Annotated in this window: 16 protein-coding genes and 1 riboswitch; of the genes, 6 read left to right on the forward strand and 10 right to left on the reverse strand. The window is 34.2% G+C overall.

Going from position 1 to position 16,761, the window contains the following annotated elements:
• Window position 1 precedes the first annotated feature (1 nt).
• From ACWA1F_RS22885 to ACWA1F_RS22910, 6 genes are all read right to left on the reverse strand, one after another.
• Entirely contained in the window at window positions 2–1,855 is a 1,854-nt protein-coding gene (locus ACWA1F_RS22885) for a TonB-dependent receptor plug domain-containing protein (RefSeq protein WP_456897224.1), read from the reverse strand.
• Between the two features lie 27 nt (window positions 1,856–1,882).
• A riboswitch (cobalamin riboswitch) is annotated at window positions 1,883–2,086 on the reverse strand.
• Between the two features lie 65 nt (window positions 2,087–2,151).
• A complete protein-coding gene (gene cobC / locus ACWA1F_RS22890) occupies window positions 2,152–2,685 on the reverse strand; it encodes an alpha-ribazole phosphatase (RefSeq protein WP_456897226.1) in 534 nt (177 codons plus the stop codon).
• Entirely contained in the window at window positions 2,670–3,467 is a 798-nt protein-coding gene (locus ACWA1F_RS22895) for an adenosylcobinamide-GDP ribazoletransferase (protein ID WP_456897228.1), read from the reverse strand. The genes cobC and ACWA1F_RS22895 overlap by 16 nt, the downstream gene beginning before the upstream one ends.
• A gap of 161 nt (window positions 3,468–3,628) precedes the next feature.
• Window positions 3,629–5,308, reverse strand: a complete 1,680-nt coding sequence (gene cobT, locus ACWA1F_RS22900) for a nicotinate-nucleotide--dimethylbenzimidazole phosphoribosyltransferase (protein ID WP_456897230.1) — start codon at window positions 5,306–5,308, stop codon at window positions 3,629–3,631.
• Window positions 5,309–5,369: 61 nt separating this feature from the next.
• Entirely contained in the window at window positions 5,370–5,894 is a 525-nt protein-coding gene (cobU, locus tag ACWA1F_RS22905) for a bifunctional adenosylcobinamide kinase/adenosylcobinamide-phosphate guanylyltransferase (protein WP_456897232.1), read from the reverse strand.
• 99 nt (window positions 5,895–5,993) lie between these two features.
• Window positions 5,994–6,359: a DUF5522 domain-containing protein gene (locus ACWA1F_RS22910; RefSeq protein WP_456897234.1), complete on the reverse strand. Its 366-nt coding sequence runs from the start codon at window positions 6,357–6,359 to the stop codon at window positions 5,994–5,996.
• 94 nt (window positions 6,360–6,453) lie between these two features.
• Between ACWA1F_RS22910 and ACWA1F_RS22915 the strand changes: the two genes are divergently transcribed.
• The 3 genes from ACWA1F_RS22915 to ACWA1F_RS22925 all read left to right on the forward strand — a co-directional run bounded on the left by ACWA1F_RS22915 (window position 6,454) and on the right by ACWA1F_RS22925 (window position 9,513).
• Complete coding sequence (locus tag ACWA1F_RS22915; protein ID WP_456897236.1) at window positions 6,454–7,596, forward strand: ABC transporter substrate-binding protein; 1,143 nt, start codon at window positions 6,454–6,456, stop codon at window positions 7,594–7,596.
• A 2-nt stretch (window positions 7,597–7,598) separates the two neighbouring features.
• Entirely contained in the window at window positions 7,599–8,624 is a 1,026-nt protein-coding gene (locus tag ACWA1F_RS22920) for an iron chelate uptake ABC transporter family permease subunit (RefSeq protein ID WP_456897238.1), read from the forward strand.
• Between the two features lie 112 nt (window positions 8,625–8,736).
• Window positions 8,737–9,513 carry an ABC transporter ATP-binding protein gene (locus ACWA1F_RS22925; protein ID WP_456897239.1) on the forward strand — a complete coding sequence of 259 codons (777 nt, stop codon included), beginning with the start codon at window positions 8,737–8,739 and terminating at the stop codon, window positions 9,511–9,513.
• Window positions 9,514–9,622: 109 nt separating this feature from the next.
• On the opposite strand, the gene ACWA1F_RS22930 is transcribed toward ACWA1F_RS22925, so the two are convergent.
• From ACWA1F_RS22930 to ACWA1F_RS22940, 3 genes are all read right to left on the reverse strand, one after another.
• On the reverse strand, window positions 9,623–10,078 hold the full coding sequence (locus ACWA1F_RS22930) for a tRNA (cytidine(34)-2'-O)-methyltransferase (protein ID WP_456897241.1): 456 nt from the start codon (window positions 10,076–10,078) through the stop codon (window positions 9,623–9,625).
• A 75-nt stretch (window positions 10,079–10,153) separates the two neighbouring features.
• Window positions 10,154–10,726: a pseudouridine synthase gene (locus ACWA1F_RS22935; RefSeq protein ID WP_456897243.1), complete on the reverse strand. Its 573-nt coding sequence runs from the start codon at window positions 10,724–10,726 to the stop codon at window positions 10,154–10,156.
• 44 nt (window positions 10,727–10,770) lie between these two features.
• Complete coding sequence (locus ACWA1F_RS22940; RefSeq protein ID WP_456897245.1) at window positions 10,771–10,980, reverse strand: hypothetical protein; 210 nt, start codon at window positions 10,978–10,980, stop codon at window positions 10,771–10,773.
• Window positions 10,981–11,132: 152 nt separating this feature from the next.
• Here ACWA1F_RS22940 and ACWA1F_RS22945 point away from each other — a divergent pair, with 152 nt between their 5' ends.
• The 3 genes from ACWA1F_RS22945 (at window position 11,133) to ACWA1F_RS22955 (ending at window position 16,159) form a co-directional block, all read left to right on the forward strand.
• Window positions 11,133–11,507: a hypothetical protein gene (locus ACWA1F_RS22945; RefSeq protein ID WP_456897247.1), complete on the forward strand. Its 375-nt coding sequence runs from the start codon at window positions 11,133–11,135 to the stop codon at window positions 11,505–11,507.
• Between the two features lie 155 nt (window positions 11,508–11,662).
• On the forward strand, window positions 11,663–12,415 hold the full coding sequence (locus tag ACWA1F_RS22950; protein WP_306158966.1) for an SDR family NAD(P)-dependent oxidoreductase: 753 nt from the start codon (window positions 11,663–11,665) through the stop codon (window positions 12,413–12,415).
• Window positions 12,416–12,715: 300 nt separating this feature from the next.
• Window positions 12,716–16,159 carry a choice-of-anchor J domain-containing protein gene (locus ACWA1F_RS22955; RefSeq protein WP_456897249.1) on the forward strand — a complete coding sequence of 1,148 codons (3,444 nt, stop codon included), beginning with the start codon at window positions 12,716–12,718 and terminating at the stop codon, window positions 16,157–16,159.
• Window positions 16,160–16,207: 48 nt separating this feature from the next.
• On the opposite strand, the gene ACWA1F_RS22960 is transcribed toward ACWA1F_RS22955, so the two are convergent.
• A complete protein-coding gene (locus ACWA1F_RS22960) occupies window positions 16,208–16,717 on the reverse strand; it encodes a MepB family protein (RefSeq protein WP_456897251.1) in 510 nt (169 codons plus the stop codon).
• Window positions 16,718–16,761 lie beyond the last annotated feature (44 nt).

The raw sequence follows: 16,761 nt of genomic DNA on the forward strand, positions 1-16,761 counted from the left end.
ATTAAAATTTTAAGGTTAAATACACATTGAAATTGCGACCTGGCATTGGTCTGTTTTCTAAACTTTCATAATCTTTATTCAAAAGATTTAAAACCTGAAAACCTACTTTAAAAGAATCTAAAAACTTCAGATCATAATCGATTCCGATATTTGAAATCGTATAATCATTAATAATTTCATCAGGATTATTGTCGGCTCTTGTATAAACAAATCCGTTATAAAGAATTTGATAGTAAGCGCTTATTTTATTTCGAGAATAAGATAATGCTCCTGTGGCTTTATGAAACGGAACAAAAAAGATCTGATTTTTTGTCTCCTCATCTTGGGAAACTGTGTAAGCATACGTTGCATTTACGGCAAAAATGTTTTTGCCATAGCTTTTTTTCCATCCCAATAGCGTCTCGGTTCCGTAGCTGTTTACTTTATCTTGATTTTGTGGAGTCCAAATACCGCCTGAACCAGGAACCCATTGCAGCATATCGGTAATTTTCATGTAATAGAAATTCTGTGTCCAAGTCAGATTTTTAAATGTAAAGACATTGCCAATTTCTCCTTGATAAGAACTTTCGGGTTTTAAATCTGGATTTCCTCCTTGATCCCAATACAAATCATTGTAAGTCGGAATTCTGAAATTTCTAGAAATATTTAGTTTTAAATTGTACCAGTTGTTGAATTTATATGAAGAACCAATATTGAATAAAACAGGCGATTTGTAATTGCTAGTAAATTCTTTTCTAACGCCGAATTCGTTCTTCCAGTCAGCACCAATATCTTGTCTGATTAATAAAGCAGCCGAACTTATTTCTCGAATATGGCTTCCAAAACTGGTTCCGTAACCGTTTGTTCTGCTGTAATCAGCAATTGCGTTTATATGTGTTGATTTGAATAAATGATAATCGACATCCAACTTTGTGATCAAGTTTTCAGTTTTTCCGTAGGTAAAATATTTTGAAGCGTTATCTGCAAAATATTGGTAATTTTCGAAAATATAAGCTGTTTTGAAATTGGTTTTCAGTTTTCCGAAATTTCCATCATACTCCAATAAGTTTCGATTGAAACCATTTACATACTTACTTTTTGTTTCAGATTCTGTCACCAAAGAAGTATTACGATCCGTGTTTGAAGTCTGACTGTAAAATTTTAAAATATGATTTTCGTTGAATTTATATCCAGCATTGGCGCTTACTGTAATAATATCATATTGCCCGTTTTGGTTCCAGCGCTGTTCTCCTCTCCAAGTATATCGATTTAAATATTTGTAATCGTTTGTAGAGCTGTTTTTCGAAAGTCCGATTTGAGCACTCCATTTTTTATTAGAAATAGAAGTTTTATAATTAATCCCAATCGTATTAAAACTGCCGTAATCCAGTCTTAAATTATTCTCAAAACGATTAAAAAACAACAAATCATTATTTAAATGCACAGTTCCTCCAACGGCACCGCTTCCGTAAATCACACTTCCGCCACCAGCTTTTACACTTATCGAATTATAATCGGAACCTGAAATCGTATTAAAATCGGTACTTCCGTTCATTTGGGAATTAATATTTATTCCGTTCCAAATGACAGCTGTCTGAGAAGAAGTTGTTCCTCTGAAAGAAACTGTAGAAAGCATTCCGCGTCCGTATTCTTTAAAATATAAAGTCGAATTAAAGTTTAATAAATCGGTTAAAAGCGCTTCATTTTTGTTGATTATAGAATCATTTAATTTTAAAACAGACTGTGAAGCGGAGTAGGTTTTTAAATTTTTGTCTGAAACAAAAACTTCTTTAAGACTGGTAATAGAATCGCTCTGCGCCGAAATAATCTGGCACATTACAAATACACAAAAAGTAAAAAGTCTTTTTAAAGTCATAACTTCTACACTCTTTTTCCCGAGAGCTCGATAATTGTTACAAAGGCAGGTCTCCTGGCTTGCGTCTTGCTGTTTACCTTCCCATTCGCCTCGGCGGACAGTGGTTTGTAGTTAACAGCAAGCATTCGTTTGAACTTAGCTTACAGTTGCGGGTACAGCTCAAGAATTTACTTGATTCCCTTTTAATGTGTTTTTAAAAATTAGAACACAACCTTAATTTGCTGCAAAGATAAAGTTAAAAATATTGATTATTCAAATTTCTTTTGCGTTTCATGAAAAATTATAAATAATTTGCTCTAAAAATCAATTTTTATAACTTCTCCGAAATCCACTTTATTATTAAAGGCCTCTTTTAGCGGAAGCGAAGTTTGATGACATAAAATACTTCTGATGATTCCGGCGTGTGCAACAATGATGACAGGCTGATCTATTTTTGAGATTTTTTCAGATAAAAATTCTCCAACTCTTTTGTGCAATTCAACAAAAGATTCCCCGTTGGAAACTTTGATGTTTACAAAATCTTCCATCCACGGATTGAGTTGTTCGGGCGGAATTTCATTCCAAGTTTTCAATTCCCAATCTCCAAAATTCATTTCTTTTAAACGTTCGTCTTCTTGATAAGAAATGGTTTTAATATTGTTTTGAATGTGTTTAGCTAAAACCACACAACGCTTTAACGGACTAGTAAAAATAGCTGCTTCTGAAGGTAATTCTGAAATAATTCTATTAAAAATCTCATCAAACGGTTCAGCAATATCCACATCAGATTGTCCATAACAAATACCTTTTTCACAAATGGTTTCGGTGTGGCGAACTAAATAAATTTCCATAAAAATAAAATACTTAAGTAAAAGACCACTTCACAAACCTGCTGTGTGGCGCCAAGACAATCTCCAGTATATCCGTCGATCCATTTTTGAAAATATCGTGCAAGAAAATATCTTGTTATAAAAACGGGGATTATGGCTAAAAGGAATTTTAAATTAAAAGTGGAAAACACAATCAGTGGAATTAAACCAAAAAAGAAAGAACCAAAAACTTCTTTCCAAGTATATTGTTTGGCAATGGGTTTGCTTTTGCTCGAAGCATCTTCTCGAGAATATTCATGTGTAAAAATAATACTGATTGCCGCGAGACGACTCAAAGAATGAGCAGAAATAAATAAAAGGAAAATTTTTAAAACTGCTTCAGAATCGTAAACTTGAAATAGCAGAATAGATTCTGAAAGCAATTTGAATTTTAATAAAAAAAGTAAAACCAACCCGATTGCTCCATAAGCGCCAATGGAGCTGTCTTTCATAATAATCAAAATTTTTTCTTTGGTCCATCCTCCTCCAAAACCGTCACAGACATCTGCAAAACCGTCTTCGTGAAAAGCGCCTGTTGTCAGAACAGAAGCAATGATTGCTAATATTACGGCTGTTTCTGTAGAAAGAAAAAAGGCAAATACAGAATAAACAAAAAATGAAATACTACCAACAATCCATCCAATAAAAGGAAAATATCTTGTGGCTTTATTTAAATAATCTGGATGATGTGTAATGTTTTTTGGGCATGGAATTCTGGTGTAAAACATTAAACAGGTAAAGAAAATATGTAGTTCTTTTTTCATTTGATTATGATTAATTTCAATCAGTTTTGTCATTCTGAGGAACGAAGAATCGCACTAGGAACTCCACAAAGTGTAGCTTCAATCTTTGTCGATATGCGCGTGCGATTCTTCGTTCCTCAGAATGACAAAATTGCGAATAAATCTTGTTTAAGGAAAATATTTTATTTCCTACTAATCCCCGCGCTTTCAAAACTAGCCATTTCATTCAAAAAAGCCTCAGCCGATTTCAAAATAGGAAAAGCAACAGCGCATCCTGTGCCTTCTCCCAAACGTAAATCTAAATTTAAAATTGGTTTTGCTTCTAAATAATGTAATAATTGCGAATGTGCTTTTTCGGCAGAGCAGTGGCAAAAAACAGCGTTTTGCCTGATGTTCGGATTCATTTTATAAGCAATTAAATAAGCAACCGTACAAATAAAACCATCAACCAGAATCAACATTTTATTTTCAAAAGCTTCAAGCATACCGCCAGCCATTTGAAGAATTTCAAAACCTCCAAAAAAAGAAAGTTGAGATAGTATTTCGGCTTGACCAGAATAATTATCAATTGCTTTTTTGAGTAAATTTTGTTTCAGAATCAGTTTTTCGTTTTCAACTCCAGTTCCCTTTCCGATGCATTCTTCAATAGGAAAACCAGTTAAAAGGCTCATTAAAACAGAAGCGGTTGAAGTATTTCCAATTCCCATTTCTCCAAAGCCAATACAATTAGAGCCCGATTTTGCAATATTTTCGACAATCGATTTTCCTTTCTCGAAACACAATTGAACTTCAGCTTCGCTCATTGCAGGGACATGCAGAAAAGACTGCGTTCCTTTAGCAATTTTGGCATCGATTAATTTGGCATTTGTTGGGAAATCATAATTCACTCCAGCATCTACAATGGATAATTCGATGTTGTTTTGTTTGCAGAATACGTTTATGGCAGCGCCGCCTTCTAGAAAATTAGTCACCATTTGCCGCGTAACATCTTGTGGGTAGTCGCTTACGCCATGATTTGCAATTCCGTGATCAGCAGCAAAAACGACAATATTTGGCTTGGTAATTTTCGGATTCAAAGTTTCAAAAACCGATGCCATCTGAAAAGCCAAAGATTCTAAAGTGCCCAAAGAACCAACAGGTTTAGTTTTAGAATCTATTTTTTCTTGTAAAAGAGAATGAAAATCAGATTTATTCTGGATTTTGTTTTCTGATTTTAAATCCAAATCCGGAATAGCTATTGAATGAATTTCTTTAATTTCAGAACAAATAGGAGCTTCCGATTTTTGTTTCCAATGCAATTGCTGTAACATTGGTTGATTGTTATAATTAGTAGCTGGTTTTCCAATGCAGAAATAACCAAGCGGTTCTATATTTTCGGGTAAATCGAGGATTTTTTTAAACTGATAATAATTTAAAATCGAAACCCAGCCCATTCCGTAACCTTGTTCTGTAAGCGAAAGCCAGATATTCTGCGCCGCACAAACCGAACTAAATTTCACTGCTTCGTTGCTGCCAATAGTTCCAATTGTAAACTGATTTAAAACAGAACGGTCATAAGCAATTATAAGTCCGATTGGTGCTTCTTCGATTGCTTCTAGTTTCAGCGATCTGTAAAGTTCTTTTTGTTCTGGATTGTCGGTTAGTTCCTCCGCTTTTTTATTGTAATCTAAAAAGAGCTTTTTAATAGACGTTTTAACCTCATCCGATTTGATAAGATAATATCTTGTAGCATCAGTCAGTCCGACCGACGGAGCCCAATGTCCAGCTTGCAGTGCTTTCTGAATTACTTCGTCGGGCACTTCATCGGCAGTAAAATGTCGGGTGTCGCGGCGTGATTTTAAGATATCGTCTAGGTTGCTCATTTTAAATTCCAAAATTAAAAACATTCTAGTAAAGGTAAGGCTTAGCTTTGGAATTTGGAATTTAAAATTTGGAATTTTCTCCCTTTATTTTAACCGGAATTCCGGAAACCATCAACACAACCTGATCGGCGTTTGCGGCAATAAATTGATTCATCCAACCTTGAAGTTCAACAAATTTTCTTCCAATATGAGTTTCTGCATGAACACCCATTCCGATTTCATTTGTTACGATAATGATATTCGCATTTTCGTGTTTAGCAATTTCAAGGAATTCTTTTTTGGCTTCTTCTAAACTTAAAGCCACATCGTTTTTAGTGTCAACAAAAAAATTAGTCAGCCAAAGCGTTACGCAATCAATCAAGGCCGTTTTTCCAGAAAAATCAATTTCGCTTAAAAATTTCTCTTTTTCAATATTAGTCCAATGCTCGTCTCTTTCTTGCTGATGGCGATCAATTCGATTTTGAAAATCAGCGTCCCATTTTCTGGCAGTTGCAACATATAAAGGAGAATTAGAAAGTTCTAAAGCCAGTTTCTGAGCATAACTGCTTTTTCCAGAACGTTCGCCGCCGGTGATTAAGTAAATCATTTTGATTAATTATAAGTTTTGAATTATGAATTATGAGTTCTGCCAAGTTATAAATTAATTATCAAGGCCAACTCATAATTCATAATTTATAATTCATAATTACTTGTAAGGACAATGTCGGCAGTTATTTCCGCAGCAAGTTCCTCTTTTTAGATGAAACCAAGCTTTAAAAACATAATTGCCATTTTCAATATAATAATCGATTCCTTCAATTAAATTATCAGATTTAGGCAAAAACATAGCCTTATTATTAAGAGCCTTTTTGGGAGTTACAGTTTCGACATAAGCATCGATTTTATCTTCGCAAGCTTCCTTAAAGCAGGCGGGACAAAGACAATCGCCTCCGTCTGAAAGATTGAAAATAGGTGGGAAATCATTACACCAGCACTTATTTTCGGGTGAAGTGTCGCCGCAGGAAAAAGCAGTTTCACAACTGGAGCAGATTTTTGTTTTTGGTACATTCATCAAATAAAAGGCTATTTGTTTAAATTTGTAGGAATAAAGGTAAACAAAAAAAATAGAAATTGATTTACCTTTGTGACCACACAAAACATAAAACATGAAATATTTTTTCCATAAATTACAAGTCGTTTTTTTACTTTTTATTGTAATCAGCTGTAAAAAAAATGAAACGCAAGATACTGTAAAATCTATCGCTGCCAAAGAAAGTATCGAATTTGCATCGGGACTTTCCATTGTAAAAAACGAAGGTTATTCGATTGTGAAAGTTAGCAATCCATGGCCAAATGCTAAGGGAAAATTCACTTATATTTTAGAAGAAAAAGAGGCGCAAATTCCAGACAGTTTAAAAAAATATCCTTCTATAAAAGTTCCTCTAGAAACCATTGTGGTAACTTCAACAACCAATATTCCTTTTTTAGAAATGCTGGAAGTGGAGAATAAATTGGTCGGATTTCCGCATACTGATTATATTTCTTCTGAAAAAACCAGAGTATTAATTGATAAAGGTTCTGTGAAAAATGTTGGACAAAATGAAAAATTAAATATTGAACAATTGATAGAATTGTCACCCAATTTGATTGTTACTTTTGGTATTGATAACAATAATCCGATGCTGGATAATCTTAAAAAAAGCGGATTGAATGTGCTAATTCAAGGCGATTGGATGGAACAATCTCCGCTTGGAAAAGCTGAATGGATTAAACTTTACGGCGCTTTGTTTGGAAAAGAAGCTAAAGCGAAAGAGCTGTTTGATAAAATAGTAGACAGTTACAATCAAGCAAAAAAACTGGTTCATGAGAAACCTGCAACTTCAAAAGTTTTATATGGTACGATGTACGAAGATGTATGGTATGTTGCAAAAGGAAACAGCTGGGTTGCGCAGTTTATGAAAGATGCGAAATCTAATTATTTATGGGCTGATCTAGAGGGGACAGGAAGCGAAGGTTTGTCTTTTGAAAAAGTTTTGGACAAAGCAAAAGAGGCCAATGTATGGATTGCTTCGGGCTCTTTTAGAAGTTTGGACGAATTGCAAAAAGCAAATCCGCATTATGCTGAATTTGATGCTTTTAAAAATAAAAGTGTTTACAATTTTGAAGGAAAATTGGGAGCAACTGGAGGAACGGTTTATTATGAATTGGCGCCAAGCCGACCAGATTTGGTTTTGAAAGATTATATTAAGATTTTCCATCCTGATTTATTGACGAGCTACGAATTTACTTTTGCTTCTAAACTGAATTAATTTTGGTAAGTAAAACTCGAAATACCATTTTATTTGCCGTTTTGGCATTAAGTCTTTTAGTAATGTTTTTTGCCAGCATTAGTTTAGGATCGGTTACCATTCCGCTAAAAGATGTTTTTGCTAGTTTAACGGGAGGGCATGCGGCAAAATCAACTTGGGAATATATTATTATCAATTACCGTTTGCCAAAAGCGATCACTGCCGTTTTAGTCGGAACGGGACTTTCAATGAGCGGACTTTTGATGCAGACTTTATTTCGTAATCCGCTTGCGGGGCCTTATGTTTTAGGATTGAGTTCTGGCGCAAGTCTAGGCGTTGCTTTTGTGATTTTAGGAGCAGGATTTCTGCCTTCTTTTTTAAGCGTAATTGCATTGTCTTCTTACGGAATTGTTTTGGCATCAACATTAGGAAGCACATTAGTTCTTTTTCTAGTTTTAGTCGTTTCGCAACGTTTACGCGATACAATGGCAATTTTAATTGTCGGATTGATGTTTGGAAGTTTTACAACCGCCATTGTTAGTGTTTTGACTTATTTTAGCACCGCAGAACAGCTGCAGAAATTTACTTTCTGGTCTATGGGAAATCTCGGAAACCTTTCTTGGACTACTATTATAGTTTTGACATTCTGTGTTGGAATCGGATTGCTATTAAGTGCCAAAAGTATCAAACCTTTAAACGCATTGCTTCTTGGCGAAAACTATGCGAAAAGCATGGGATTAAATTTTAAACAGGCAAGGCTAATAATCATTTTCGCAACCAGCATTTTATCTGGAGCCATTACCGCATTTGCAGGACCAATTGCATTTGTTGGTTTAGCAGTTCCCCATATTGCAAAACTGACTTTTCAGACTAGTAATCATACCATATTATTCTGGAGCACTTTATTTTTCGGATCTATCATAATGCTGTTTTGTGATATTGTTTCGCAAATGCCAGGCTTTGATGTAACACTTCCAATAAATGCGGTCACTTCTATAATTGGCGCACCGGTTGTGGTTTGGCTTTTAGTTAGAAAAAGAAATATTTAATAAATTATTTGCCACAGATTACACAGATTAGCACAGATTTTTTAATCATTTTAATCCTTTAATCTATAGCAGAAGAAAAAACTTAGAACCTCAGTAACTTAGTACCTTAAAAATGAAAAACATCTTAACCACTTCAAATTTAAATATTGGATATAAATCCAAGAAAGGTGTTACGACTATTGCTGAGAATCTAAATCTAAATTTAGCTTCGGGGAAATTAATTACTTTAATAGGAGCAAACGGAATTGGAAAGTCAACGTTGCTGAGAACCATTACGGGAATTCAGAAACCTTTATCGGGAAATGTTTATTTGAATGAAAGAAAGATTTCTGATTATCAGCCTTTAGAATTGGCGCAGAATCTGAGTTTAGTTTTAACTGAAAAACTGCCGCCAAGTAATCTTTCTGTTTTCGAATTGGTCGCTTTAGGCCGCCAGCCGTATACTAATTGGGTAGATAAATTATCTGACGAAGATATTACGAAAGTTCAGGATGCAATGAGGCTAACTCAAATCGAACATTTGGCTTCAAAAAAGCATTTTCAGATTAGTGACGGACAATTACAGAAAGCTCTCATTGCACGAGCTTTGGCACAGGATACGCCATTAATCATTCTAGACGAACCCACAACACATCTTGATTTACTCCATAAAGTTTCGTTATTCAAACTATTGAAGAAACTGACTCAGGAAACACAAAAATGCATTTTATTTTCAACTCACGATATTGATTTAGCCATTCAGTTAAGCGACGAAATGATCATAATGACACCAGAAAATATTGTACAAGATCAACCTTGCAATTTAATTTCGAATGGAAGTTTCAGCAATTTATTCAAAGACGAATATATTTTTTTTGATGCTGAAAAAGGGAAGTTTATTGTGAGTTAGGAATTTTTTGTTGGCCTGCAAGGTTTTCGAAACCTTGTAGGTCTGAATTGCATTTACGAATTTTTAAACACCTACAAGGTTTCTAAAACCTTGCAGGAGTTCGAAACAGTTATTTCTTCAATCCAATTTGTCTTTTCGCTTCACCAATTACAAACGCAACCGAATTGGCAATATTAAAACTGCGAATAAGTTGTGACATCGGAATCGTTAAATGATTTTCGAATCTCTCCATAAACTCCTTGCTCAAGCCCACACTTTCTTTCCCAAAAACCAGCCAGTCGCCGTCTTGAAATTCGTTTTCCAAATAGGACTTTTCAGAGTGCGAACTCATTAAAAATACACGAGAATGATCTGGAATCTGTGCGATCCATTCTTCTACATTTTGATATTCGGTAACATCAAGATGCACCCAATAATCCAATCCCGAACGTTTCAGGTTTTTGTCGTTAATTACAAATCCGAACGGATGGACTAAATGAAGTCGGCTTTCTGTACCAACGCACAATCTTCCGATATTTCCGGTATTATTTGGTATTTCTGGTTCTACAAGAACTACGTTTAACATCTTTTTGAGTTATGAATTATGAATTATGAGTTATGAATTGAAATTATCTAATTATCAAATTGACACATTATCTAATTAATTATCTAATTCAAAATCGGAAACTTCACGCACTTCACCTGCTTTTAGGTTTTGCAAATATACGTTTCCTATTCGAACACGAACGAGACGCAACGTCGGAAAACCAACTGCAGCGGTCATTTTTCGCACTTGGCGAAATTTGCCTTCGCGAACTGTAATAGAAGCCCAAGAAGTCGGTCCGTGACGTTCGTCTCTGATTTTTTTTGCCCTAGGACCAAAATCAGGAATCTCGGTTACCATAGAAGCTTTACAGCGTTTGGTTTTGTATTTTCCGCCGTCAAGGCCAATTTCGACACCATTTTGCAATTTTTCAATGGCTTCGGGAGTAATTATGCCATCAACCTGAACATAATATTCTTTGTCTACTTTTTTGCTGCGAACCAATTCGCTCATATTGCCATCAGTCGTCAGCAAAAGCAAACCTTCAGAATCTTCATCTAAGCGACCGATTGCCATAGTTCCTTCAGGAAAATCATATAGTTCGCCCAAAAGCTTTTTCTTTCTTTTTAATTCATAAATAAATTGGCTTAAATAGCCGTAAGGTTTAAAAAGAATGAAGTGTCGGTGCATTTTTAATTTTTTTGCAAAGATAGTTCCTTTATTAAAATTAAATCCTATTGCGGTGTTTGTGATTTCATTTTTTTCAGCCATTGGTACACAAACCAAATTGCAGTGAAGCCAAATACAATAAATAATATGTTATAATAATCTTGAAAAAAGTCATGGAAATAACTTCCTATAAAAAGATATGCAGAAGCCATACAAAGTTTGATTAAGATAAATTCGGCGTTAGACCAGCTGGTTTTGATCGTAAAGAAATTCATAAGTCAGGATTTAGTTTAATTGTAAAATGTTGTAAATAAAGATAGTAAAATAAAAAGCAGATGGCAATTATAAAAGAAAAGCACTCTTAAGTCATAATTTTTTCAAAGTAAGAATTCGTAATATTATAAATTAAATTTAAAATGAAATTGTTATGGAAACGAATAATTTAGGAACCAAAAAGATAAACGGAACGCAGAAAAATATTGACGAATCTAAAGGAAAAAACGTTTCGCACGATGATGAATTAAAAGATGCAAAATTGAACAGAGAATTGATAACAGATAGAGACGGCGATAAAAAGATTGTCGAAAGAGCTAGAAATGAAAATGAAGATATTCATAAAGCTGTGCATCAAACCAATCCGGATAATCCAAATTCGAATCGTGGAGTAAAAACAGATGAAGAGGCTGAGAAAACCGTAGAGAATAAAGATCGCAACTCTGATATTACTGCAAACCGATATCCAAACTCGCATCCCGATAATCATAAGGATCGCGGGAATATGAAATTGGATGAAGACGAATAAGACAATACGAAATTTTCAGCAAAATCGAGTCAATTTAGTGTCAAATAACATAACATTAGCGGTAAGCGTTAATGTTATTGTAAACTCTTTTTAAAGCTTCGGTATCCCTTGAGTTCTTCGTAAATTAGAGGAATCAATTTAAAATATATAATAAAATGGCACTTTTAGAAAATAAAGTAGCTTTTGTATCTGGTGGAGGTTCAGGAATCGGTCGCGCAGTTGCAGAAGCGTACGCTCGAGAAGGAGCAAAAGTTGTAGTATCTGATATAAATGTAGAGCACGGTGAAGAAACCGTAAATAAAATAAAAGAAAAGGGCGGAGAAGCTTTTTTTGTAAAAGGAGATTCGTCGAGTGCCAGTGACAACAAACATATGGTTGAGGTTACGGTTTCAAAATACGGCCGCTTGGATATTGCCTGCAACAATGCAGGAATGGGAGGACCAGCAAAACCAACTGGAGAATACGAACCAGAAGCTTGGGATAAAGTTATTGCGCTAAACTTAAATGGCGTTTTTTATGCCTGCCGTTACCAATTGGAACAAATGGAGAAAAACGGAGGAGGAAGCATTGTAAATATCGCTTCGATTCACGGACAAGTTGCTGCTCCACTGAGTCCAGCGTATACAGCTTCTAAACATGCTGTTGTTGGTTTAACAAAAAATATAGCAGTAGAATATGCACAGAAAAATATTCGATGCAATGCGGTTGGACCAGGTTATATTGAAACAGCGCTTTTAAAAGATAATTTAAATAAAGAAATGATGCAGGCCGTGGCAGCAAAATCTGCAATGAACCGTTTAGGAACAGCAGAAGAAATTGCTGAATTGGTTACATTTTTAAGTTCTGAAAAATCTTCTTTCACCACAGGAAGTTATATTATAGCCGATGGAGGTTATACAGCAGTTTAGTATTTATTAGAGTAAATAACATAAACAATTGGAAAAGCAGTAAGCGCAAGTTTGCTGCTTTTTTTAGTTTAAAATCCTGCTGTATTTGTAGGAAGTACAGTGTTTGCTAGTGTTTTTTGGTTTTGAATAATGTTTTGTAATAGCTGTTTTTTGTTGATTTTATTTTATTATCTTTAATAATGTGTTAAGCTTTATTGAATTATATTGATAAATAAGTAAACGTTAAATTTATGGTTTTGTAATATTGGCTTAACTTTAAAGACTCTAAATTTGACTTCTAAAAACTCTATTTTTTAACGTATGAAAAAACTTTACCTTTCGCACCATCTTTTGGCTCTTTTATGTTTTTTTAGTTGCATTTCTGGGAATCTTTTTGCTCAGACAATGCCAGCGGCTCAGTCTTTACCTTATAAACAAAAATTTGAAGGATTAGTAGATAATCCTACTACTTATCCTGATGGTATTCAAGGTTGGAATGCTAGTACACCTTCAAGTTCAAGCTTAACAACGCCTTCAAATTTTACCACTACCGTAACATCTGATAAACCATTAACAGCAGGTGGTTCAGCTAGTTCTAATGGAGGAAATATTTATAATTATAATCAAAAAATCGGTTTTTTAAATGCTGGAAGCTTCCTTGATCAAACAATAGCTCTTGCTGTAAATACAAGTGAAAATACAAAAGTGCGAGTACAATATGATGTAATGGTAGTTCGTAATCCATATGTTGCAGGAACTACTACTAACCGTATTAATGAGATGGCTTTGCAATATCGAGTTGGTGAGACAGGGAATTTTATAACCTTGAATGAAACGTTATTTCAAAATAACACAACTACACGTACAAGTGAAACCGCTGGAGTTCCGATGCAAACGAAGCATTTTTCTTTAACATTGCCGACAGAATGTGATGATAAACCTATTGTTCAAATTCGTTGGATAACAAGACAAGTTTCTGGATCAGGCGCTCGTCCAGCTTTTGCGATTGCTGATATTGATGTTAGAAGTGATAATGTTGCTCCAATTTCTGATGCAGGTTATCCTAAAGTGGCTAATATCTTGTCTGCTGGTTTTGATTTTGTTAATAAAATAAATGAAGGAGGAAAAACATATTATGTGTTAGTACCTGTCGGAAGTGCTGAACCAACAATTGCACAAATAAAAGCAGGGCAGGATGCAACAGGAAATGCTGCTTTACAATCTGGTTTTTTCAATATCACAGATCCAGCATTAGAATACTCAAAAAGTTTTACTGCTTTAGATCTAAATACAACGTATTCTGTTTTTTCTATATCAGAAGATCTTTATGATAATACGCAAACAGTTGTAAGTAAAGTTGACGCAACAACTTTAAGTGTTGCAAGTCCAGAAATATCTACAACAATTGCTTCTTTAGATTTAGGAATTGCAGAATTTAATTATGCTTCAAATACTTTAAGTTATCAAGTTCAGGCTTCAAACCTTACTGATAATATGGTTTTAACTTCTTCTGCAAATTTTACTATTTCTAAAGATAATATTGCATTTGCATCTTCAATAACATTTGTTCCTTCAGAATTTGCTTCAAATGCAACTCCAACAGTATATGTAAAATTTACACCAGATGCAGTTTCTGCTTTTAGCGGACAAATAACACATGAAACAAACAGGGCAGTAACAAAAAAAGTTACTTTGACTGGATATGGAATTAATGCTTACGAGCAAGATTTTAATGATCCTAATGTTTTAACTAACAGTGGTTGGAAACAATACGATGAAGCAGGTCCTTTAAATAAATGGGCTTATACTAATGTCGTGAGAAATGTGAATTCTGGAGCTGGAGCAGTTTTAGTTAATGGATATTCAGATGCTGGAGCTAGTAAAGATTGGTTGATTTCGCCTAAATTACGTTTAAATAATTTTGGAGAATTTCCATTATTATCTTTTTATTCTCGCAAATTCTATGCAGGACCATCTCTTAAACTAATGGTTTCTACTAACTATGATGGAGTTAGCGATCCAAATACTGCTATATGGACAGAAATTGATGGTAAATTCCCAACAACTACAGGAACTTATGTACAATCACAATATATAAAATTGACAGACTATAAAACAGATCATACTTATTTGGCTTGGGTTTATGAGACAACAAAAGGAGGTACAAACTTTGCCTCTGAATGGTCGTTTGATGATTTTGTTGTAAAAGACGAGACAGGTTATGTAGATTTAAATCCTGTTTTAGATTTTGGTGTAATTAATGAAAATACACTGTCAGATGCTCAGTCTTTTAATTTTAAAGCAGAAGGTTACGGAGACATTACAATTACAGCTCCAGCATCATACAAAATTTCAGCAGATAATATTTCGTTTACATCAAGTATCGTAATAACTTCTACAGATGCTTCAGCAGGTAAAACACTTTATGCTAAGTTTGCGCCAATTGTAAAACAATTTAAGATATCTGGTTCTTTAACAGTAACGGGAACATCATTAAGCAAACAAGTTGGATTTCTTACAGGTTCTTCTTTGCCAAAATCAGAAACTTTTGATGTTGTTACTTATAATTTAGAGTTTTTTGGTTCTGATAATCCTAGTAATGGACCATCAGATAATGCGTTGCAAATTGAAAACGTTGCAAAAGTGATGAATAAACTAGATGCTGACGTATATGTTGTTCAGGAAGTTTCTAGTGATACAGCAATAGATGATTTAATTCAGAAATTGAATATAAATGGGAAGACGTTCGATAAAACTATTTCGCCAATTTGGTCATATTCATGGGATCCAAATTCAGACCCAAATTTTCCACCTCAAAAGCTAGTAGTTATTTATAATACTCAAACTGCTACAGTGAAAAAAACTCGAGTAATGTTTGACGAATTTTATACTGAATTAGTTGCAGGAACTAAAACTTTAGCCAATTATCCATTACCGGCAAGTAATCCGCCAGTTCACCCGAGTTCAGGATTTTTCTCTTCAGGACGTTTACCTTATATTGTAACTTTAGAAACGAATGTTAATGGAGTTAAAAGTGAAGTTAAGGTTATAGATGTTCATGCTCGTGCAAATAGTGGAACTGATATGACAACATATACAAGACGTAAGTACGATATCGAAGTTTTTAAAGACAGTTTGGATACACATTATCCAAATGATAATTTAATTATCCTGGGGGATTACAACGATGATGTAAAAAAATCTGTTTTCGGAACTAACAATCCTTCAACTTATGAGAACTTTGTTACAGATACTAGCAATTATAAAGCACTGACTTTAGAGATAAGTCAAGCAGGTGCTTTTAGCTTTTTGACTTCGGGTGGATTCTTAGATCATATTATGATTTCTAATGAATTATTTGATCAATATATAAACGAGTCAACAACCGTTTATGATCCAAGAAATGACATTGCAAATTACACGACAACAACATCAGATCATGGACCTGTAATTGCTCGTTTTGACTTAAAGCAAGACGTGCTTTCTACGCCTGATTTTGGAAAAAACAAATATTTCGTAAAAGCATATCCAAATCCTGCTACAGATGTTTTGAATTTTGATATCAAAACAACGCAAGGAAGAGATTTAAAAATTAGATTATACGATTTTAACGGACGTGCGATTGGAAACTCAATTAGCGTTAAAAATGAATCTGAAGTAAGTACAGCCGTTGTTGCGGTTAATAATCTGGTTTCTGGAGTTTATTTCTACACCGTAATCGAAAATAATAAAGTGATTTTTAAAGATAAAGTCATTAAGAAATAAAAGAATTACTATAAAGCACAAAAGGCAGTCATTTTACGACTGCCTTTTTTATGCAAATATTTTTTTGAATTCTTTTAAATCAATATTGCTTTGATCGGTAAAGTTATAGAAATGCTCTAATTGCCATTTCTGCGTTTTCTGTGCCTGTTTGCTTGTAGTTTCATTCCAAGGCGGATAAACTCTTGTAGCTCGAATTCCTTCTTTATTTGGAGTAGAAAAAATGCCTTTTTCTAATAGTATTTTCTTCGGAAAAATAAATTGTCCCCAATTCTCCTCTTTTCGAACATTCACTATTACAAAATCAATATTATCAGTAAAATCAAAAGGTTCAATAATTCCAGTTTTATTTCGTTTCCATAACGTCACAAACTGGCCTGTTTTGGTTGGCGTAATTTTCGCTTCACGATAACAAATATTTTTGCTGTTTAGCACAAAACGAAAAGCGCTGTATTCTTCACTTTCCGATTCTTTTTGCAAAGAAGTAAGCTGTAATTCGACTTTGTCAAAAATGATTTCTTTGCTTAATAATAAATCAGCCGATGCAGTGGTGCTATTCATAAAACGAATTCTAAAGTTTTTCTGAAAAGTACTGCAAATTTATT

It is taken from the genome of Flavobacterium erigeronis (genome assembly GCF_054075165.1).